The 15,047-nt window shown below is 70.4% G+C and carries 13 protein-coding genes; 7 read left to right on the top strand and 6 right to left on the bottom strand.

Annotated elements, in window-relative coordinates:
* Positions 1 to 142 precede the first annotated feature (142 nt).
* The 5 genes from IG08_RS0151435 (at position 143) to IG08_RS0151415 (ending at position 6,846) form a co-directional block, all read left to right on the top strand.
* A complete protein-coding gene (locus IG08_RS0151435; RefSeq protein WP_030621361.1) occupies positions 143 to 1,033 on the top strand; it encodes an FAD binding domain-containing protein in 891 nt (296 codons plus the stop codon).
* Complete coding sequence (locus IG08_RS0151430; protein ID WP_030621358.1) at positions 1,033 to 1,617, top strand: (2Fe-2S)-binding protein; 585 nt, start codon at positions 1,033 to 1,035, stop codon at positions 1,615 to 1,617. The genes IG08_RS0151435 and IG08_RS0151430 overlap by 1 nt, the downstream gene beginning before the upstream one ends.
* A gap of 2 nt (positions 1,618 to 1,619) precedes the next feature.
* Positions 1,620 to 4,016, top strand: coding sequence for a xanthine dehydrogenase family protein molybdopterin-binding subunit (locus IG08_RS0151425; protein ID WP_030621356.1), 2,397 nt, complete (start codon positions 1,620 to 1,622; stop codon positions 4,014 to 4,016).
* A 174-nt stretch (positions 4,017 to 4,190) separates the two neighbouring features.
* Positions 4,191 to 5,648, top strand: coding sequence for an NCS2 family permease (locus IG08_RS0151420; protein WP_030621353.1), 1,458 nt, complete (start codon positions 4,191 to 4,193; stop codon positions 5,646 to 5,648).
* Between the two features lie 40 nt (positions 5,649 to 5,688).
* A complete protein-coding gene (locus IG08_RS0151415; protein WP_030621351.1) occupies positions 5,689 to 6,846 on the top strand; it encodes an XdhC family protein in 1,158 nt (385 codons plus the stop codon).
* Here the strand turns inward: IG08_RS0151415 and IG08_RS0151410 are convergent.
* The 3 genes from IG08_RS0151410 to IG08_RS0151400 form a co-directional block, all read right to left on the bottom strand.
* Entirely contained in the window at positions 6,798 to 8,102 is a 1,305-nt protein-coding gene (locus IG08_RS0151410; protein WP_030621348.1) for a lanthionine synthetase LanC family protein, read from the bottom strand. The two genes, IG08_RS0151415 and IG08_RS0151410, sit on opposite strands and share 49 nt — an antisense overlap.
* Before the next feature lie 218 nt (positions 8,103 to 8,320).
* Positions 8,321 to 8,899 carry a class I SAM-dependent methyltransferase gene (locus IG08_RS0151405; RefSeq protein ID WP_030621346.1) on the bottom strand — a complete coding sequence of 193 codons (579 nt, stop codon included), beginning with the start codon at positions 8,897 to 8,899 and terminating at the stop codon, positions 8,321 to 8,323.
* A gap of 5 nt (positions 8,900 to 8,904) precedes the next feature.
* Positions 8,905 to 9,345: an SRPBCC family protein gene (locus IG08_RS0151400; RefSeq protein WP_030621342.1), complete on the bottom strand. Its 441-nt coding sequence runs from the start codon at positions 9,343 to 9,345 to the stop codon at positions 8,905 to 8,907.
* Between the two features lie 184 nt (positions 9,346 to 9,529).
* On the opposite strand from IG08_RS0151400, the gene IG08_RS0151395 reads away from it, so the two are divergent.
* Together IG08_RS0151395 and IG08_RS0151390 are read left to right on the top strand one after the other, a co-directional pair.
* Positions 9,530 to 10,540: a DUF2278 family protein gene (locus IG08_RS0151395; RefSeq protein WP_030621340.1), complete on the top strand. Its 1,011-nt coding sequence runs from the start codon at positions 9,530 to 9,532 to the stop codon at positions 10,538 to 10,540.
* Positions 10,541 to 10,668: 128 nt separating this feature from the next.
* On the top strand, positions 10,669 to 11,883 hold the full coding sequence (locus IG08_RS0151390) for a cytochrome P450 (protein WP_030621337.1): 1,215 nt from the start codon (positions 10,669 to 10,671) through the stop codon (positions 11,881 to 11,883).
* A 7-nt stretch (positions 11,884 to 11,890) separates the two neighbouring features.
* Here the strand turns inward: IG08_RS0151390 and IG08_RS0151385 are convergent, their stop codons facing one another.
* The 3 genes from IG08_RS0151385 to IG08_RS58470 all read right to left on the bottom strand — a co-directional run.
* The gene (locus IG08_RS0151385) at positions 11,891 to 13,312 is read right to left on the bottom strand and encodes a family 43 glycosylhydrolase (RefSeq protein ID WP_030621335.1); all 1,422 of its coding nucleotides are present in this window, start codon (positions 13,310 to 13,312) and stop codon (positions 11,891 to 11,893) included.
* 47 nt (positions 13,313 to 13,359) lie between these two features.
* The gene (locus IG08_RS0151380; RefSeq protein WP_030621333.1) at positions 13,360 to 14,832 is read right to left on the bottom strand and encodes a family 43 glycosylhydrolase; all 1,473 of its coding nucleotides are present in this window, start codon (positions 14,830 to 14,832) and stop codon (positions 13,360 to 13,362) included.
* Positions 14,833 to 14,948: 116 nt separating this feature from the next.
* The coding region (locus IG08_RS58470) for an SDR family oxidoreductase (protein WP_158812340.1) at positions 14,949 to 15,047 on the bottom strand (99 nt) is incomplete at its 5' end.

The raw sequence follows: 15,047 nt of genomic DNA, 5'->3' as shown, positions 1-15,047 counted from the left end.
ATGGTTTCCGTGACTGACCCCCTTGGAGTACGGCGCTGTGTACTGGCTCCACTCCGCGTAAACAGCACATGAACGAGCCGGTCCTGCCGCACACGATCTGGCTCAATTTGTACGACCCACGAGACGTAGAAGAGAGCCGGTCATGGACTTCCTTCGCCCCGCCAGCTGGGAGGAGGCGCTCGCCGCCAAGGCTGAGCACCCCACCGCTGTGCCCATTGCGGGCGGCACCGACGTGATGGTCGAGATCAACTTCGACCACCGCCGGCCCGAGTACCTGCTCGACCTGAACCGCATCGGTGACCTCGAGGAGTGGGAGGTCGGCGAGGACAGCGTGCGGCTCGGGGCCTCGGTGCCCTACACGAGGATCATGGAGAACCTGCGCGGTGAACTGCCGGGTCTCGCCCTCGCCTCGCACACCGTCGCCTCCCCGCAGATCCGCAACCGCGGCGGCGTCGGCGGCAACCTCGGCACCGCCTCCCCCGCCGGTGACGCCCACCCGGCCCTCCTCGCGGCCGGCGCCGAGGTCGAGGTCGAGTCGGTGCGCGGGTCGCGCCGTATTCCGATCGACGCGTTCTACACCGGCGTGAAGCGCAACGCGCTGGCCGCCGATGAGCTGATCCGGGCCGTGCACATCAAGAAGGCCGACGGGCCTCAGCAGTACTCCAAGGTGGGGACCAGGAACGCCATGGTCATCGCCGTGTGTGCCTTCGGGCTCGCCTTGCACCCCGAGACGCGGACCGTGCGGACGGGCATCGGTTCGGCCGCGCCCACGCCCGTTCGGGCCAAGGCCGCCGAGGAGTTCCTCGACGCAGCGCTCGAAGAGGGCGGGTTCTGGGACAACGGCAAGATCATCACCCCGTCGGTCGCCAAGCAGTTCGCGGACCTCTGCTCCGCCGCCTGCAACCCGATCGACGACGTCCGGGGCACGGCGAGCTACCGCCGCCACGCGGTCGGCATCATGGCCCGCCGCACGCTGACCTGGACCTGGGAGTCGTACCGCGGCACCGCCGCTCGCACGGAGGGAGTCGCCTGATGCGCGTCAATTTCACGGTCAACGGTCGGAAACAGGAAGCCGACGACGTGTGGGAGGGCGAGAGCCTGCTGTACGTCCTGCGCGAGCGGATGGGTCTGCCCGGCTCCAAGAACGCCTGTGAGCAGGGTGAGTGCGGGTCCTGCACCGTCCGGCTGGACGGCGTACCGGTGTGTTCGTGTCTGGTCGCCGCGGGGCAGGTCGAGGGGCGCGAGGTCGTCACCGTCGAGGGGCTCGCGGACTTCGCCAAACAGCGTGCCGAGCACGGTGGTTGTGCCTCCGGCGCCTGCGGTACGTCGCTGCAGGACGCCCAGCAGTGGGCCGCCAAGGGGCAGGACTCGCAGACCGGCGAGGGCACCGAACTCGCCCCGATCCAGCAGGCGTTCATCGACGCCGGCGCCGTCCAGTGCGGCTTCTGCACCCCGGGTCTGCTGGTCGCCGCCGACGAGATGCTCGAGCACAACCCGAACCCGACCGACGCGGACATCCGCGAGGCGCTCTCGGGCAACCTGTGCCGCTGCACCGGCTACGAGAAGATCATGGACGCGGTCCGCCTCGCGGCCGCCCGGCAGGGAGAGGCGGTCTGACCATGCCTACGAAACCCACCACCGGCGCGCCCACCAAGATCACCCAGGGTTCTCAGACCAAGGGCGGCATCGGCGAGTCCACGCTCCGCCCGGACGGCACCCTCAAGGTCACCGGCGAGTTCGCGTACTCGTCCGACATGTGGCACGAGGACATGCTCTGGGGCCAGATCCTGCGCTCCACGGTCGCCCACGCCGAGATCGTCTCCATCGACACGGTCGAGGCGCTGAAGACCCCGGGCGTCTACGCCGTCATGACGTACGACGACCTGCCGACCGAGGTGAAGAACTACGGCCTGGAGATCCAGGACACCCCGGTCCTCGCCCACGGCAAGGTCCGCCACCACGGTGAGCCGGTCGCCATCGTCGCCGCCGACCACCCGGAGACCGCGCGCCGCGCGGCCGCCAAGATCAAGGTCGAGTACCGCGAGCTGCCCGTCATCACCGACGAGGCCTCCGCGACCGCGCCGGACGCGATCCTCATCCACGAGGGCCGCGACGACCACCACATCGGCCACGTCCCGCACCCGAACATCGTCCACCGACAGCCGATCATCCGCGGCGACGTCGAAGAGGCCGCCAAGAAGGCCGACTTCGTCGTCAAGGGCGAGTACACCTTCGGCATGCAGGACCAGGCGTTCCTCGGCCCCGAGTCCGGTCTCGCCGTACCCGGTGAGGACGGCGGTGTCGACCTCTACATCGCCACCCAGTGGCTGCACTCGGACCTCAAGCAGATCGCGCCCGTGCTCGGCCTCCCCGAGGACAAGGTCCGCATGACCCTGTCCGGCGTCGGCGGCGCGTTCGGCGGCCGCGAGGACCTGTCGATGCAGATCCACGCCTGCCTGCTGGCGCTGCGCACCGGCAAGCCGGTCAAGATCGTCTACAACCGCTTCGAGTCCTTCTTCGGGCACGTCCACCGCCACCCCGCCAAGCTCTACTACGAGCACGGGGCGACCAAGGACGGCAAGCTCACCCACCTGAAGGCCCGGATCGTCCTCGACGGCGGCGCCTACGCGTCGGCCTCCCCGGCGGTCGTCGGCAACGCCTCCTCGCTGGGCGCCGGCCCGTACGTCGTCGACAACGTCGACATCGAGGCCATCGCCCTCTACACCAACAACCCGCCCTGCGGCGCCATGCGCGGCTTCGGCGCGGTCCAGGCGTGCTTCGCCTACGAGGCCCAGATGGACAAGCTCGCCGACAAGGTGGGCATGGACCGGGTCGCGTTCCGTCAGCTCAACGCGATGGAACAGGGCACGATCATGCCGACCGGGCAGGCCGTCGACTCGCCGGCCCCGGTCGCCGAACTCCTGCGCCGCGTCAAGGCGATGCCGATGCCGCCGGAGCAGCAGTGGCTCGCGGCCGGCGAGGCCGCCGACGTACGCCAGCTGCCGGGCGGCCTCTCCAACACCACGCACGGCGAAGGCGTCGTACGCGGTGTCGGCTACGCGGTCGGCATCAAGAACGTCGGCTTCTCCGAGGGCTTCGACGACTACTCGACCGCTCGCGTGCGGATGGAGGTCGTCGGCGGGGAGCCGGTCGCCACCGTGCACACAGCCATGGCAGAGGTCGGCCAGGGCGGTGTCACCGTCCACGCGCAGATCGCCCGCACCGAGCTGGGCGTCACGCAGGTGACGATCAACCCGGCCGACACACAGGTGGGCAGCGCCGGTTCGACGTCCGCGTCGCGTCAGACGTACGTCACCGGCGGCGCCGTCAAGAACTCCTGCGAGCTCGTCCGCGAGAAGGTCCTGGAGCTCGGGCGCCGCAAGTTCGGCTCCTACCACCCCGCCTGGGCCACCGCCGAGCTGCTCCTGGAGGGCGGCAAGGTCGTCACCGACGGCGGCGAGGTCCTCGCCGACCTGGTCGACGTGCTCGAAGGCGAGGCCGTCGAGATCGAGGCCGAGTGGCGGCACCGGCCGACCGAGGCCTTCGACCTCCGTACCGGACAGGGCTTCGGCCACGTCCAGTACACCTTCGCCGCGCACCGCGCGGTCGTCGAGGTCGACACCGAGCTCGGCCTGGTGAAGGTCATCGAGCTGGCCTGCGCCCAGGACGTCGGCAAGGCGCTCAACCCGCTGTCCGTCATCGGCCAGATCCAGGGCGGTACGACCCAGGGGCTGGGCGTGGCGGTCATGGAGGAGATCATCGTCGACCCCAAGACGGCCAAGGTCAGGAACCCGTCCTTCACGGACTACCTGATCCCCACCATCCTCGACACGCCGACCATCCCCGTCGACGTGCTCGAACTCGCCGACGACCACGCCCCGTACGGGCTCCGTGGCATCGGCGAGGCACCCACCCTGTCGTCGACCCCGGCCGTCCTCGCGGCGATCCGGAACGCGACCGGGCTGGAGCTCAACCGGACGCCGGTACGGCCCGAACACCTCACGGGCACGGCGTAGCAAGTCTCTCCGGGCGGTGCGAGGGAACGTCACACTTCGCCGCGCCGCCCGGAGCATTCAGATCGTTCGTCTCGGGCCGTCCCCCGGGTCGTGCGGCCGAAGCACCTTCCCAAATCCCGTAGCCGCCAAGGCGGTTGGTACGGGTGCCCCTGTGAACCTTGGGAGTAGGCCCACATGACCCAGCAGTCCCTGGAGCCGAAGACCGTTGCCGAAGACGCGGGAGAAGGCACCCGCGTCCCGGCCGGACGGTCCTGGCTCGACCGGTACTTCCACATATCCAAGCGGGGATCCACGGTCGCGCGTGAGATGCGCGGCGGTACGACCACCTTCATGGCGATGGCGTACATCCTCCTGCTCAACCCCCTGATCCTGTCCGGCAAGGACGCGGCCGGGGCCACGCTCGGCCAGCAGGCCCTGATCACCGCGACCGCGTTCGCGGCGGCCCTCAGCACGCTCCTCATGGGCTTCTTCGGCAAGGTGCCGCTCGCCCTCGCCGCCGGCCTCTCCGTCTCCGGAGTGCTCGCCTCGCAGGTCGCGCCCGTGATGACCTGGCCGCAGGCCATGGGCATGTGCGTGATGTACGGCGTGGTCATCATGCTCCTGGTCGTCACCGGCCTGCGCGAGATGATCATGAACGCCATCCCGCTGGCCCTCAAGCACGCGATCACCATGGGCATCGGTCTGTTCGTCGCCCTGATCGGCTTCTACAAGGCCGGCTTCGTCCACCAGGGCAAGGCGACCCCGGTGACGCTGGGCCCGACGGGCGAGCTGGCCGGCTGGCCGGTGCTGCTCTTCGCGGTGACCCTGTTGGCGATCTTCATGCTGCAGGCGCGGGGCGTCCCCGGTGCGATCCTGATCGGCATCGTCGGCGGCACCGTACTGGCCGTCGTTCTCAACGCACTTGACGTCATCGACCCCAAGCAGTGGGCCAGTGGCGCTCCCGAACTCCACGGCAGTGCGGTCTCCATGCCGGACTTCTCGATCTTCGGGAACGTCGAGTTCGGCGGCTGGGGCGATGTCGGCGCGATGACGGTCGGCATGATCGTGTTCACGCTCGTGCTGGCCGGCTTCTTCGACGCGATGGCCACCATCATCGGCGTCGGCACCGAGGCCAAGCTGGCCGACGCGCAGGGCCGGATGCCGGGCCTGTCCAAGGCGCTGTTCATCGACGGCGCGGGCGGCGCGATCGGCGGCGTCGCCGGCGCGTCGGGCCAGACGGTGTTCGTCGAGTCGGCGACGGGAGTCGGCGAGGGCGCCCGCACGGGCCTGTCCTCGGTCGTCACCGGTCTGTTCTTCGCGGCCTGTCTGTTCTTCACCCCGCTCACGGCGATCGTGCCGGGCGAGGTCGCGGCCGCCGCCCTGGTGGTGATCGGCGCGATGATGATGACGAACGCCCGCCATGTCGACTGGGCCGACCGCGCCACCGCGATCCCGGTCTTCCTGACCGTCGTGATCATGCCGTTCACGTACTCGATCACGGCGGGCGTCGCCGCAGGCGTCATCTCGTACGTCGCGATCAAGGTCGCCCAGGGCAAGGCGCGGGAGATCGGGGCGTTCATGTGGGCCCTGACAGTGATCTTCTTCGTCTACTACGCCCTCAACCCCATCGAGAGCTGGCTGGGCGTGCACTAGCCGCCCTGTTCCACACGACCGCTGTTAAGGAGACCGAGAGATGCTGGACATCGCCGAAGAGCTGCACCGGTGGGTCGAGCAGGGACGCGACTTCGCCGTGGCCACCGTGGTGGCCGTCGGCGGCAGCGCCCCTCGCCGGCCCGGCGCCGCCCTCGCGGTGGACGCCGACGGCACGGCGATCGGCTCGGTCTCCGGCGGCTGTGTGGAGGGCGCGGTCTACGACCTGTGCCAACAGGCGCTGGAGGACGGGGAGTCGGTCCTCGAGCGCTTCGGCTACAGCGACGAGGACGCCTTCGCCGTCGGCCTGACCTGCGGCGGCATCATCGACATCCTCGTCACACCGGTGCGGGTCGGCGACCCCGTCCGCCCGGTGGTCGCGACCGCGCTCGCCGCCGCCGTGCGGGGGGAGACGGCGGCGGTGGCGCGGATCGTCTCCGGCCCGTCGGAACTCGTCGGCCGCGCACTCGTCGTACGATCCGAGGGCTCCTACGAGTACGACGGCGGCTTCGGCGCCCACCCCGAACTGGACCGCACGGTCGCGGCGGAGGCCGGCGCCTTCCTGGACGCGGGCCGCACCGGCACCCTGGAGATCGGGGAGCAGGGCTCCCGCTGCGGGGCCCCGATCACCGTGCTCGTCGAGTCCTCCGTCCCCCCGCCCCGGATGATCGTCTTCGGCGCGATCGACTTCGCCTCGGCACTCGTTCGCATCGGCAAGTTCCTCGGTTACCGCGTGACGGTGTGCGACGCCCGTCCGGTGTTCGCGACCAGGGCCCGCTTCCCGGAGGCCGACGAGATCGTCGTCGAGTGGCCCCACCAGTACCTGGAGCGCACGGAGGTCGACGCCCGCACGGTGCTGTGCGTCCTCACCCACGACGCCAAGTTCGACGTACCCCTGCTGCAGCTCGCTCTGCGGCTCCCCGTCGCCTACGTCGGCGCGATGGGCTCGCGCCGGACGCACCTCGACCGGAACGAGCGGTTGCGCGAAGTCGGCGTGACCGAGCTGGAGTTGGCGCGGCTGAGGTCCCCGATCGGGCTGGACCTGGGCGCCCGTACGCCGGAGGAGACGGCCCTGTCCATCGCCGCGGAGATCGTCGCCAACCGGCGTGGGGGCAGCGGGGTCTCACTGACCGGTGCGCACACCCCGATCCATCACGACGCCACGTCGGTGCCGGCGGGGCGGATCGGCTCGGTGGCCTGAGCCCGCACCGGAGACTGGTCCGGCCAGCTGAACGCGTACGTCGGGTCGCCCCCGCGGCTCAGCCGTACGAAGCGCAGCAGTTCCCGCACGATGCCCGCGTTGCCCATCGCCCAGCCCGTGTGGGGTTCGAGGTCGCTCGGGGTGTCGCGGTGCTCGAAGTTGGACCAGCGGGCACCGTCGGCGTCCCGGGTCGCGCGGGAGGCGAGGTCCGCGACCAGGACGCCCGCGAAGTCGTACGACTCCTGCCCTTCCGCGATCCGGTCGCCGGCCAGGGCCAGGACGCCCGCCGTGCCGCAGCAGCGGCCGTTGTTGTCCCAGAAGCCGGGGCGGAGCCGTTGCGGGATCCCTGAGTGGGTGACGGTGTGCCAGCAGCGGTCGGCGAGGGTCGACCAAGCGGGGTCCGCGGTGACGTCCCGGAGCAGCCGGAAGACCTGGGCGTCGCCGGCCGGGCCGTGGCACCAGCCGTAGCTGATGCGCTCGATCACGTCGGGGCGGTACTGCGGGTCGGAGTGCGGGACCAGGAAGCCGTCCGGGCCGGCCTCGTCGCGGGCCACGACGTTCGCGACACCGGCGAGGGCCAGGTCGACGAGATCTGCTCGGCCGGTCTCCCGTCCCACGTGAGCGAGGGCGTAGGCGATGCCGAGTGTGCCGTGCGAGAGGTGGTGCAGACGGGACTCGATGTCCGGGCGGTGGGCCCAGGTGACGCCCGCCGGGGTCTTCTCCGCCGTCCGCAGATAGGGCTCCAGGGCGAGTACGGCGAGATCGGCGTCGCCGACCGCCAGCGCGCCGAGGCCGATCCCGGCGTTGCCGCCCATCAGCTCGAACAGGTCGCCCCAGCGTGTCCCGTCGAAGTGCGACCGTACGAGTTCCAGGGCGCGGTCGGCCGCGGCACCGGCGGCGGTGTCACCGAGCTCGCGGTGGACGGCCCGCAGGGCGACGGCCATTCCGGTGCGGCCGAAGTACAGGGAGTCGTGGTCGACGCCGTCGACGGAGGCCGCGAGGCTGCGGGCCGCGCGCAGGGCGGCGTCGCCGTAGGAGTCGTCCCCGAAGTGCCGCCAGGCCTCCAGGAGCACGGGAACGACCCCGGCCGTACCGCTGTAGAACGCCCAGTCGGGCTCGTCGTTCGAGGGCTTCTCCGGCCAGCCGAGACCGCCGTCCGCCGCCTCCCGCGCCGCCGCGAGCAGCCACCGCAGCCCGTCTTCCGCGAGCGCCTCTACCTCGCCCACCACCACGGTCGTACCCTCAACTGCCGTCATGGCGCCTACTCTTGCATGGGCCATGTATGCCGCCCGGAGGGGCCCGGGTCATCGGCGCCAAGAGGCCTCGGTGAGATCCGGTGCGGCAGCGCCCTGAAGGGGCGCGGGGCTGTATCGATATGCGGCTCCGCCGGGTGGGCGCGACCAGCCCCCACCGGCCCGCGCCCTGCGGCGGAGCCGCATATCGATACAGAATCACGACGCTTCCAGCGGAGCGCTCAGGCGTGCAGCACAAAGCAGCGCAGCCCGCCCGGCTCCAGGTCGTACCAGTGCCCCCGGCCCCAGCCCTTGGTGACCACGCCGACGTCCTCGGCCGCCAGACCGATACTGCGGCGCTCCTCGGGCAGCCGGTCGATCAGCGGTGTCGTCACGACCCACGTTCCGCCGGGCGCCAGCAGCTCCCGGACCCTTTCCGAGGCCGCCGCCTTGTCCGCCATGAACGCCAGGACGAGCCGCATCGTCACCAGGTCGAAGGCCGCGCGCGGCAGGTGTGCCGCCACCTCGGCGGTGTCCTCGAAGTCCAGGCGGCGGACGCTCAGTCGTGGCTCCAGGTCCGTGTACCGGTCGCGGGTGGCCGCTGCCGCCGCCTCGGCCCAGTCGACGGCGAGCGTGCGGTAGCCGAGGCCGGCCAGCGCGGCCGCGTATGTGCCGAGCCCGCAGCCGATGTCCAGTGCCCGTGCGCCGGCGCGTGGCCGCACGGCCTCGGCGAGCAGCCGTATCTCGTCCGCGTCGACGTTGCGGAAGCCGTTCCCGGCGGCGAAGCGGCTCTCCCAGCCGGCCCGTTCGGCAGCCGTCACGGCCGTCACGGCCGTCGCAGCAGGCGGTTCAGCGCCCGGCCGAACATCGATCGGGCCGCGGTGCGCAGCAGGGGGTCGAAGAGGCCGGGCAGCAGGCGTACGGCCAGCTCCTCGCGCCAGAGGACGCGGGCGCGGCCACCCGGGCCCGGGTGTACCTCCAGTTCGGCCCAGCCCGTCACCACCCGGCCCCGTTTCTCCAGGCGGCACAGGCCGGAGACGCCGTCCGCCGGGGGGCGCCAGACCGTGACCTCCATGGGGTCGTCGAAGGCGAGCGGACCGATCCCCGAGCGGGCGACGAAGAGCGTGCCCCGGGCCGTCGGCCCGGGTGGGACGACGGTGACGCGGGTCAAGGGAACGACCTCGCCGTGGCGAGGCCACTCCGTGAGGCGGCGCCAGGCCTCGTCCGGGGAGAGCGGGGCCGTACGTTCGAGGAGGAAGTTGACCACGGGACGATCTTAGGGAATCCGGCCTGCTCAGCGGGGTTTTCATAGGGGTCTCACATACTTGCCTCAGTGGGGGATGGGCGCACGGGCGTACGCGGGGCGAACATGCCACCCCGCCGCGTGCGCACGCTCTACCATTCCTCCCACAGGTGGGCAATCCGCCCACCATCAGGGGGAGTTGGTCGAAATGCCGCTGAAGGCCTACGGCGTACTGATCACGCGGGCGGTCGACACCCGGCGCGAGGGCGCCGTCGACAGCCCGCACTACCAGATCCATCTGACGGACGACGCCGGCACCCACTACCGCGCCTCGGTCAACGTGCTGTCGCAGGAGCGGCCCTCCGAGCTGCTCTACCTCGTCAGCGAGGACTTCCGGCACCCGGTGACGGCCCGTCTGGAGGGCCTGCCGAGCGGCTGGAACACCCTGCCGGCCGGCCCCGGCGGCCCGAACCTCGACTTCGTGCGGGGCAACCTCTTCGACCCGGCGCTGATGCGCCCGCTGCCGCCTGACCTGGCCGGCCCCGACAACGACCTCGCCGACCTCCTCGACCACCACGTGCGGCGCGCGGTCGCCGACCCGGACGCCCGCCTGTACGTCTTCGGCGAGCGCTGGGGGCCCGAAACCGCCGTCCAGGACAAGGTATTCGGCTTCCGGCCCGGCAACGGCGTCCACGACATCCACATGAACCAGGGCAACAGCCGGCGCTTCCGCGGCGACGACGGGGTGTGGCAGGACGGCGGCATCCTCATCCACTATCCGGCGCAGCAGCGCTGGGTCGCCGTCTTCCTGGCCTTCCAGAGCCAGTCCTGGCACACCGACGACAGCACCGGCCACGCCCTGGAGGGCACCGACGGCACCCGCCCCGAGTCCGGCACCCAGCCCGTCCGTCTCGTCGCGGCGCTCGTCAACCCCCGGGGCCCGGCCCCCGAGCCGGAGAGCGTGAGCCTCCTCAACGCCTCGCCCGACCCCGTCGACCTGACCGGCTGGCGCATCGTCGACCGGCTGGGACAGGGCTCCCCGGTGCCGCCCGGACCGCTCGCCGCAGGCGCCTTCCTGACCGTCCCGCTCGGCGGCGGCGCCCGACTCGGCAACCACGGGGGTGAGATCACCCTCCTCGATGCCAAGGGCCTCAAGGTGCACGGCATTTCGTATACGGCCGAGCAGGCCGGGCGCGAGGGCTGGTCCGTGGCGTTCTGATCTGTGCTCGATCATTCTGACCTATCCTCAGAAACCCTCCTACGACCGCCTGTTGACGTCTATCGCCCTCGCACACCCGTACGGCACCATGGGCGCGACCCGCACCGCCGGCCGCAGGGGGACGTCTCGTGGACAGCGAACCGCACGGCAGACTCGACGCGTTGCAGCGCGACCCGTACCCGCACTACGAACGAGTCCGGAGCGCTGACGGTCTGGTATTCGTCGCCGAGCTCGACGCCTGGCTGGTCGCCCGGGACGTCGACGTACGCGAAGTGCTGCGCCGGCCCGAGGACTTCTCGTCGGCGAACGCGCTGCTGCCGGACGTCATGCCGTCGCCCGCCGCGCTCGCCGTCCTCGGCGGCGGGTTCGGCGGGCGTCCGGTCGTCGTCACCGCCGACGGCGACCTGCACCAGCGGCTGCGCGCGCCGATCGTGCGCGGTCTCTCACCGGCCCGGGTCGCCGAGGTCCTGCCGTACACCGCCGAGCGTGCCGCCGCCCTCGTCGACGCGTTCGTGAAGGACGGGCAGGTCGAGCTGATGTCCGCCTATGCCCGGCGTCTGCCCGGTGAGGTCATCGGCCGGATCGTCGGCCTCGACCCGGACGACGTCCCGGCCGTCGTGCACGGCGGACACCGCGCCGAGGAACTGCTGTTCAGGCCCCTGGAGGAGGCCGAACAGGTCGCGGCCGCCGAGGACGTGGTAGCGATGCAGCACATCCTCGACCGGTGCGTACGGGAACGGCACGCCCGGCCGCGCGAGGACCTGTGCACCGAGCTCGTCACCTCGCTCACGACGCCCGGTGAACTGACCTTGGAGCACCGCCACGAACTCGTCGCCCACCTCCAGAACCTCCTGATCGCCGGGCACCTCACGACCACCCCGCTCATCGGCACGACTGTCCTGCACCTGCTGCGGAACCCGAGCCAGTGGGAGCTGCTGTGCGCCGAGCCGGAGCGGATCCCGGCGGCCGTCGAGGAGGCCGCCCGCTACGACAGCGCCCTCCAGGGATTCCGCCGGGTCACCACCGTCCCGGTCACCCTCGCGGGGACCGAACTCCCCGCCGGGGCAACGGTGTTCGTGGCCTTCGGCGGCGCCAACCGCGACGCCGCCCGCCATCCGCGCCCCGACGAGTTCGACATCACCCGCCCGCCGGGCAAGCACCTCGCCTTCGGACTCGGCGTGCACAGCTGCCCGGGCTCGCAGCTGGCACGCGAGCAACTACGGCTGACCCTCGCCGAGTTGACGAGCCGCCTGCCGGGGCTGCGGCTCGCCCCCGATCAGCCGGTCACCATGCGCCCGACGATGATCCACCGGTCGCCGCACCGTCTGCACCTGGCCTGGTAGGCCGCCTCTACTCGGCGTAGAACGTGGCGTCCGCCCGGTCGGTGGCCGTGCTCAACGTCTGCACGTACAGCAGGTAGTTGTAGTGCCGGACATAGCGGCCGGAGTAGCCGTACGCCTCGTAGGAGACCCCCGCCGAGTCCGACAGGCCCGCGCGCTTGTAGAAGGTGGCGTCGGACGCGAACGCGGTCGTGCCGTCGTTCTTCTCCAGCCGGACCTCGAAGTTGTTGCTCCGCAGGTAGTAGCCGGGGAAGTTGGTCGACTCCAGCGACACGGTCCCGCTGCCCGTCAGGCCGGTGACCACCCTGAACTGCGAGTCCGCGAGCGGGGAGACGTTGGTGTCGACACGGGCGCGGTAGTCGTAGTGGCGGACGAACCGGTCCGGGTAGTTGTACGACGAGAAGCGCTGCGGGGTCACGCCGTCGGCCACCGGGATGCCGAAGTCGGGTGTGCCGTCGGCCTTCCAGTAGAGCTTCTGGACACGGGTGCGGCGGTTGGGGTCGTTGAGCGGGTCGCCGCTGATGTCCTTGTAGTTGCGGTCGTGGTAGACGAGGATGTCGCTCTTTCCGTCCTCGGACACGGTGAAGGAGTTGTGGCCCGGACCGTACTGGCCGGTCGACGCGTTGCTGGTGAACACGGGCGTCGAACTCTTCGTCCAGGAAGCCGTGTTGAGGAGATCCGCGCTCGCGGAGGCGGACAGCAGCCCCAGGCAGTAGTTGCTGTCGGTCGCGCTCGCGGAGTACGACATGAAGACCTTGCCGCCGTGCTGGATCACCGCCGGGCCTTCGTTGACCTTGTAGCCGACCGTCTCCCACGACAACGTCGGCCGCGACAGCCGGACCGGAGTACCGCTGATCGTCCAGGGGTTGGACATCTTCGCGAGGTAGAGGTCGGTGTTGTTGTCGACCGACGGGTCGCGCTGCGCCCAGGCCAGATAGCGCACACCGCCCACCACGAAGGTCGTGGCATCCAGCGAGAAGCTCTCCCACTGGGTCGTGATCTGGCCCTTCTCCGTCCAGGTGGCGGTGAGCGGGTTGGCGCCGGTGCCCTCCAGGACGTACATGCGGATCGCCCACACGTCACTGGTGGACCCGGCCGCGAAGTACACGTACCACTTGCCGTCGATGTAGTGGATCTCCGGCGCCCAGATGTGCGCGCCCATCACACCGCTGGCGTGCTTGGTCCAGATCGTCGTCTCGGCGGCCGTCGACAGGCCCTGGATGGTGGTCGCCCGGCGCAGCACGATGCGGTCGTACGCGGGGACGGTCGCGGTGAAGTAGTAGTAGCCGTCGGTGTGTTTGAAGATGTGCGGGTCGGCCCGCTGCTCCGCGATCGGGTTGGTGTACGTCGCGGCGGGGGAGGCGGGCACGGCGGCCTGAGCGGTGGGGAGCGTTCCTGCGAGGCAGGCCGCCAGTGCGACGAGGACGGCCATGAAGAGCCGTACGGCGTTGCGTCTCAAGGGAGTTCTCCAGAGGGGGATCAGGTGGTGGGGACGAGTCGCCACTGCTGGCAGGTGTTGTTCAGCCACGTCCACTGCCGTACGTCGGCGCCGTTCGCGGTACCGCAGTCGGCGACGTCCGCGACCTTGCCGCTGTTCTCGTTGACGATCCGGACGTAGTCACCGGTCGCGGTGTACACGAGGCGGTAGCGCTGGCACTTGTTGTTCAGCCAGGACCACTGGCGCAGGTCGGCGCCGTCGGCGGTGGAGCAGTCGGCCGCGTCCAGGACACCCCCGGTGGCGACGTTGACCAGACGGCTGGTGTCGTCGGCGAGGTCCTCGACCTTCCACTTCTGGTTGGTGCCGCCGGTGCAGCTCCACTGGAAGACGTTGGTGCCGTTCGCAGTGTTGCCGCCCTCCACATCCAGGCACTTGCCGCTGTTGCGGTTGACCAGGGTGTACGACGTCGGGGTGGCCGCCGTCTCGCCGGACGGGCCGGGGAGAGAGGTGCCGAGGGCGACCGGGGTGCCGAAGTTCGGGGTGCCGTCGGCGTTCCAGGTGAACTCCTGGGCCCGGGTGGTCCGTCCGTTGCCGCAGCCGCCGCCCGACGAGGAGTTGGCGTGGTAGACGATCCAGTTCTCGGTGCCGTCCGGCGAGCTGAAGAAGCCGTTGTGGCCGGGGCCGTAGACGCCGTTCGTGTCACTGCGCTGGAAGACCGGGGTCTGCTTCTTCGTCCAGGACGCCGGGCTGAGCGGGTCTGAGCCGGTCAACTCCAGCTGGCCCAGCTTGTAGTCGGCGGTCTGGCAGGAGCTGGCGGAGTACGTCAGGAAGGTGCGGCCGTTGTGATAGAGCGGCTCGGGCCCCTCGTTGACGGGCGAGCCCACCTTCTCCCAGTCCAGCGTGGGACTGGAGATGACCGTGAAGGTGCTGCTGGAGAGGGTGTACGGATTGCTCATCGGCGCGATGACGAGGCTCTGCGTGCTCCCGTTCACGAAGCCGCTGCCGACCAGGTAAAGGCTGCTGCCGACCTTGAGCACACTCGCGTCGATCAGCCAGCCGCCTGGCGTGAGGTTGGACCCGGTCAGCGAACCCTTGTAGGTGTACGGGCCCATCGGGTCGGTCCCGGCGCTCTCCAGCACATGGGTGCGCTGCGAGTCGCAACAGGCCACCCCGCTCTGGCCGGCCGAGTAGTACAGGTACCAGTGCCCGTCGATGAAGTGGATCTCCGGCGCCCAGATGTTGGTGTTGCGCGTCGACGTGGTGTCCGACCACACCTGCACATTGGGCGCGGTGGCGAGCCCGGCCAGGGTCGGCGACTTGCGCATGCCGAGGACGCCGGTGAACGTCGTGGTGATCAGGTAGTAGTTGCCGTCGTAGTACTCCAGCCAGGGATCGGCGCCCTTGGAGGACTTGAGCGGATTGGTGTACGGGCGGCCGTCGGCCGCGGACGCCGGTTGGGCCGTCGACACCAGGGCGAGGAGTACGGCGAACAAACAGACGAGCAACCGACGCATACGAGACCGTCCCTGTTCGTAATTTCGAACGTAGTTCGTAACTTCGATCAGAAGATAGGTGTGCGTCATGCGCCCGTCAACGGTTTGGTCACGCGCTCTTTACGTGCGCGAGACAGTCACCGGGCGGTCCAGCCTCCGTCCACGGTGAGCGTCGTCCCGGTGACGAAGCGGGAGGCGTCCGAGGTGAGGAAGACCGCGGCGCCGCCGAGTTCGTC

Origin of the sequence: Streptomyces fulvoviolaceus, assembly GCF_000718165.1 — a bacterium.
In the GTDB taxonomy this organism is placed as follows: Bacteria; Actinomycetota; Actinomycetes; order Streptomycetales; family Streptomycetaceae; genus Streptomyces; species Streptomyces fulvoviolaceus.
The sequence above is the reverse complement of the archived record's forward strand: the minus strand, read 5'-3'. Positions and strand labels throughout refer to the sequence as shown.

What these genes read in the sequence shown, in the direction of transcription:
- IG08_RS0151395 (WP_030621340.1), top strand. Translation starts at nt 9,530, where the DNA reads ATGCCGCTGAAGGCCTACGGCGTACTGATCACGCGGGCGGTCGACACC.
- IG08_RS0151425 (WP_030621356.1), top strand. Translation starts at nt 1,620, where the DNA reads ATGCCTACGAAACCCACCACCGGCGCGCCCACCAAGATCACCCAGGGT.
- IG08_RS0151385 (WP_030621335.1), bottom strand. Translation starts at nt 13,312, where the DNA reads ATGGCCGTCCTCGTCGCACTGGCGGCCTGCCTCGCAGGAACGCTCCCC.
- IG08_RS0151410 (WP_030621348.1), bottom strand. Translation starts at nt 8,102, where the DNA reads ATGACGGCAGTTGAGGGTACGACCGTGGTGGTGGGCGAGGTAGAGGCG.
- IG08_RS0151415 (WP_030621351.1), top strand. Translation starts at nt 5,689, where the DNA reads ATGCTGGACATCGCCGAAGAGCTGCACCGGTGGGTCGAGCAGGGACGC.
- IG08_RS0151430 (WP_030621358.1), top strand. Translation starts at nt 1,033, where the DNA reads ATGCGCGTCAATTTCACGGTCAACGGTCGGAAACAGGAAGCCGACGAC.
- IG08_RS0151380 (WP_030621333.1), bottom strand. Translation starts at nt 14,832, where the DNA reads ATGCGTCGGTTGCTCGTCTGTTTGTTCGCCGTACTCCTCGCCCTGGTG.
- IG08_RS0151435 (WP_030621361.1), top strand. Translation starts at nt 143, where the DNA reads ATGGACTTCCTTCGCCCCGCCAGCTGGGAGGAGGCGCTCGCCGCCAAG.
- IG08_RS0151420 (WP_030621353.1), top strand. Translation starts at nt 4,191, where the DNA reads ATGACCCAGCAGTCCCTGGAGCCGAAGACCGTTGCCGAAGACGCGGGA.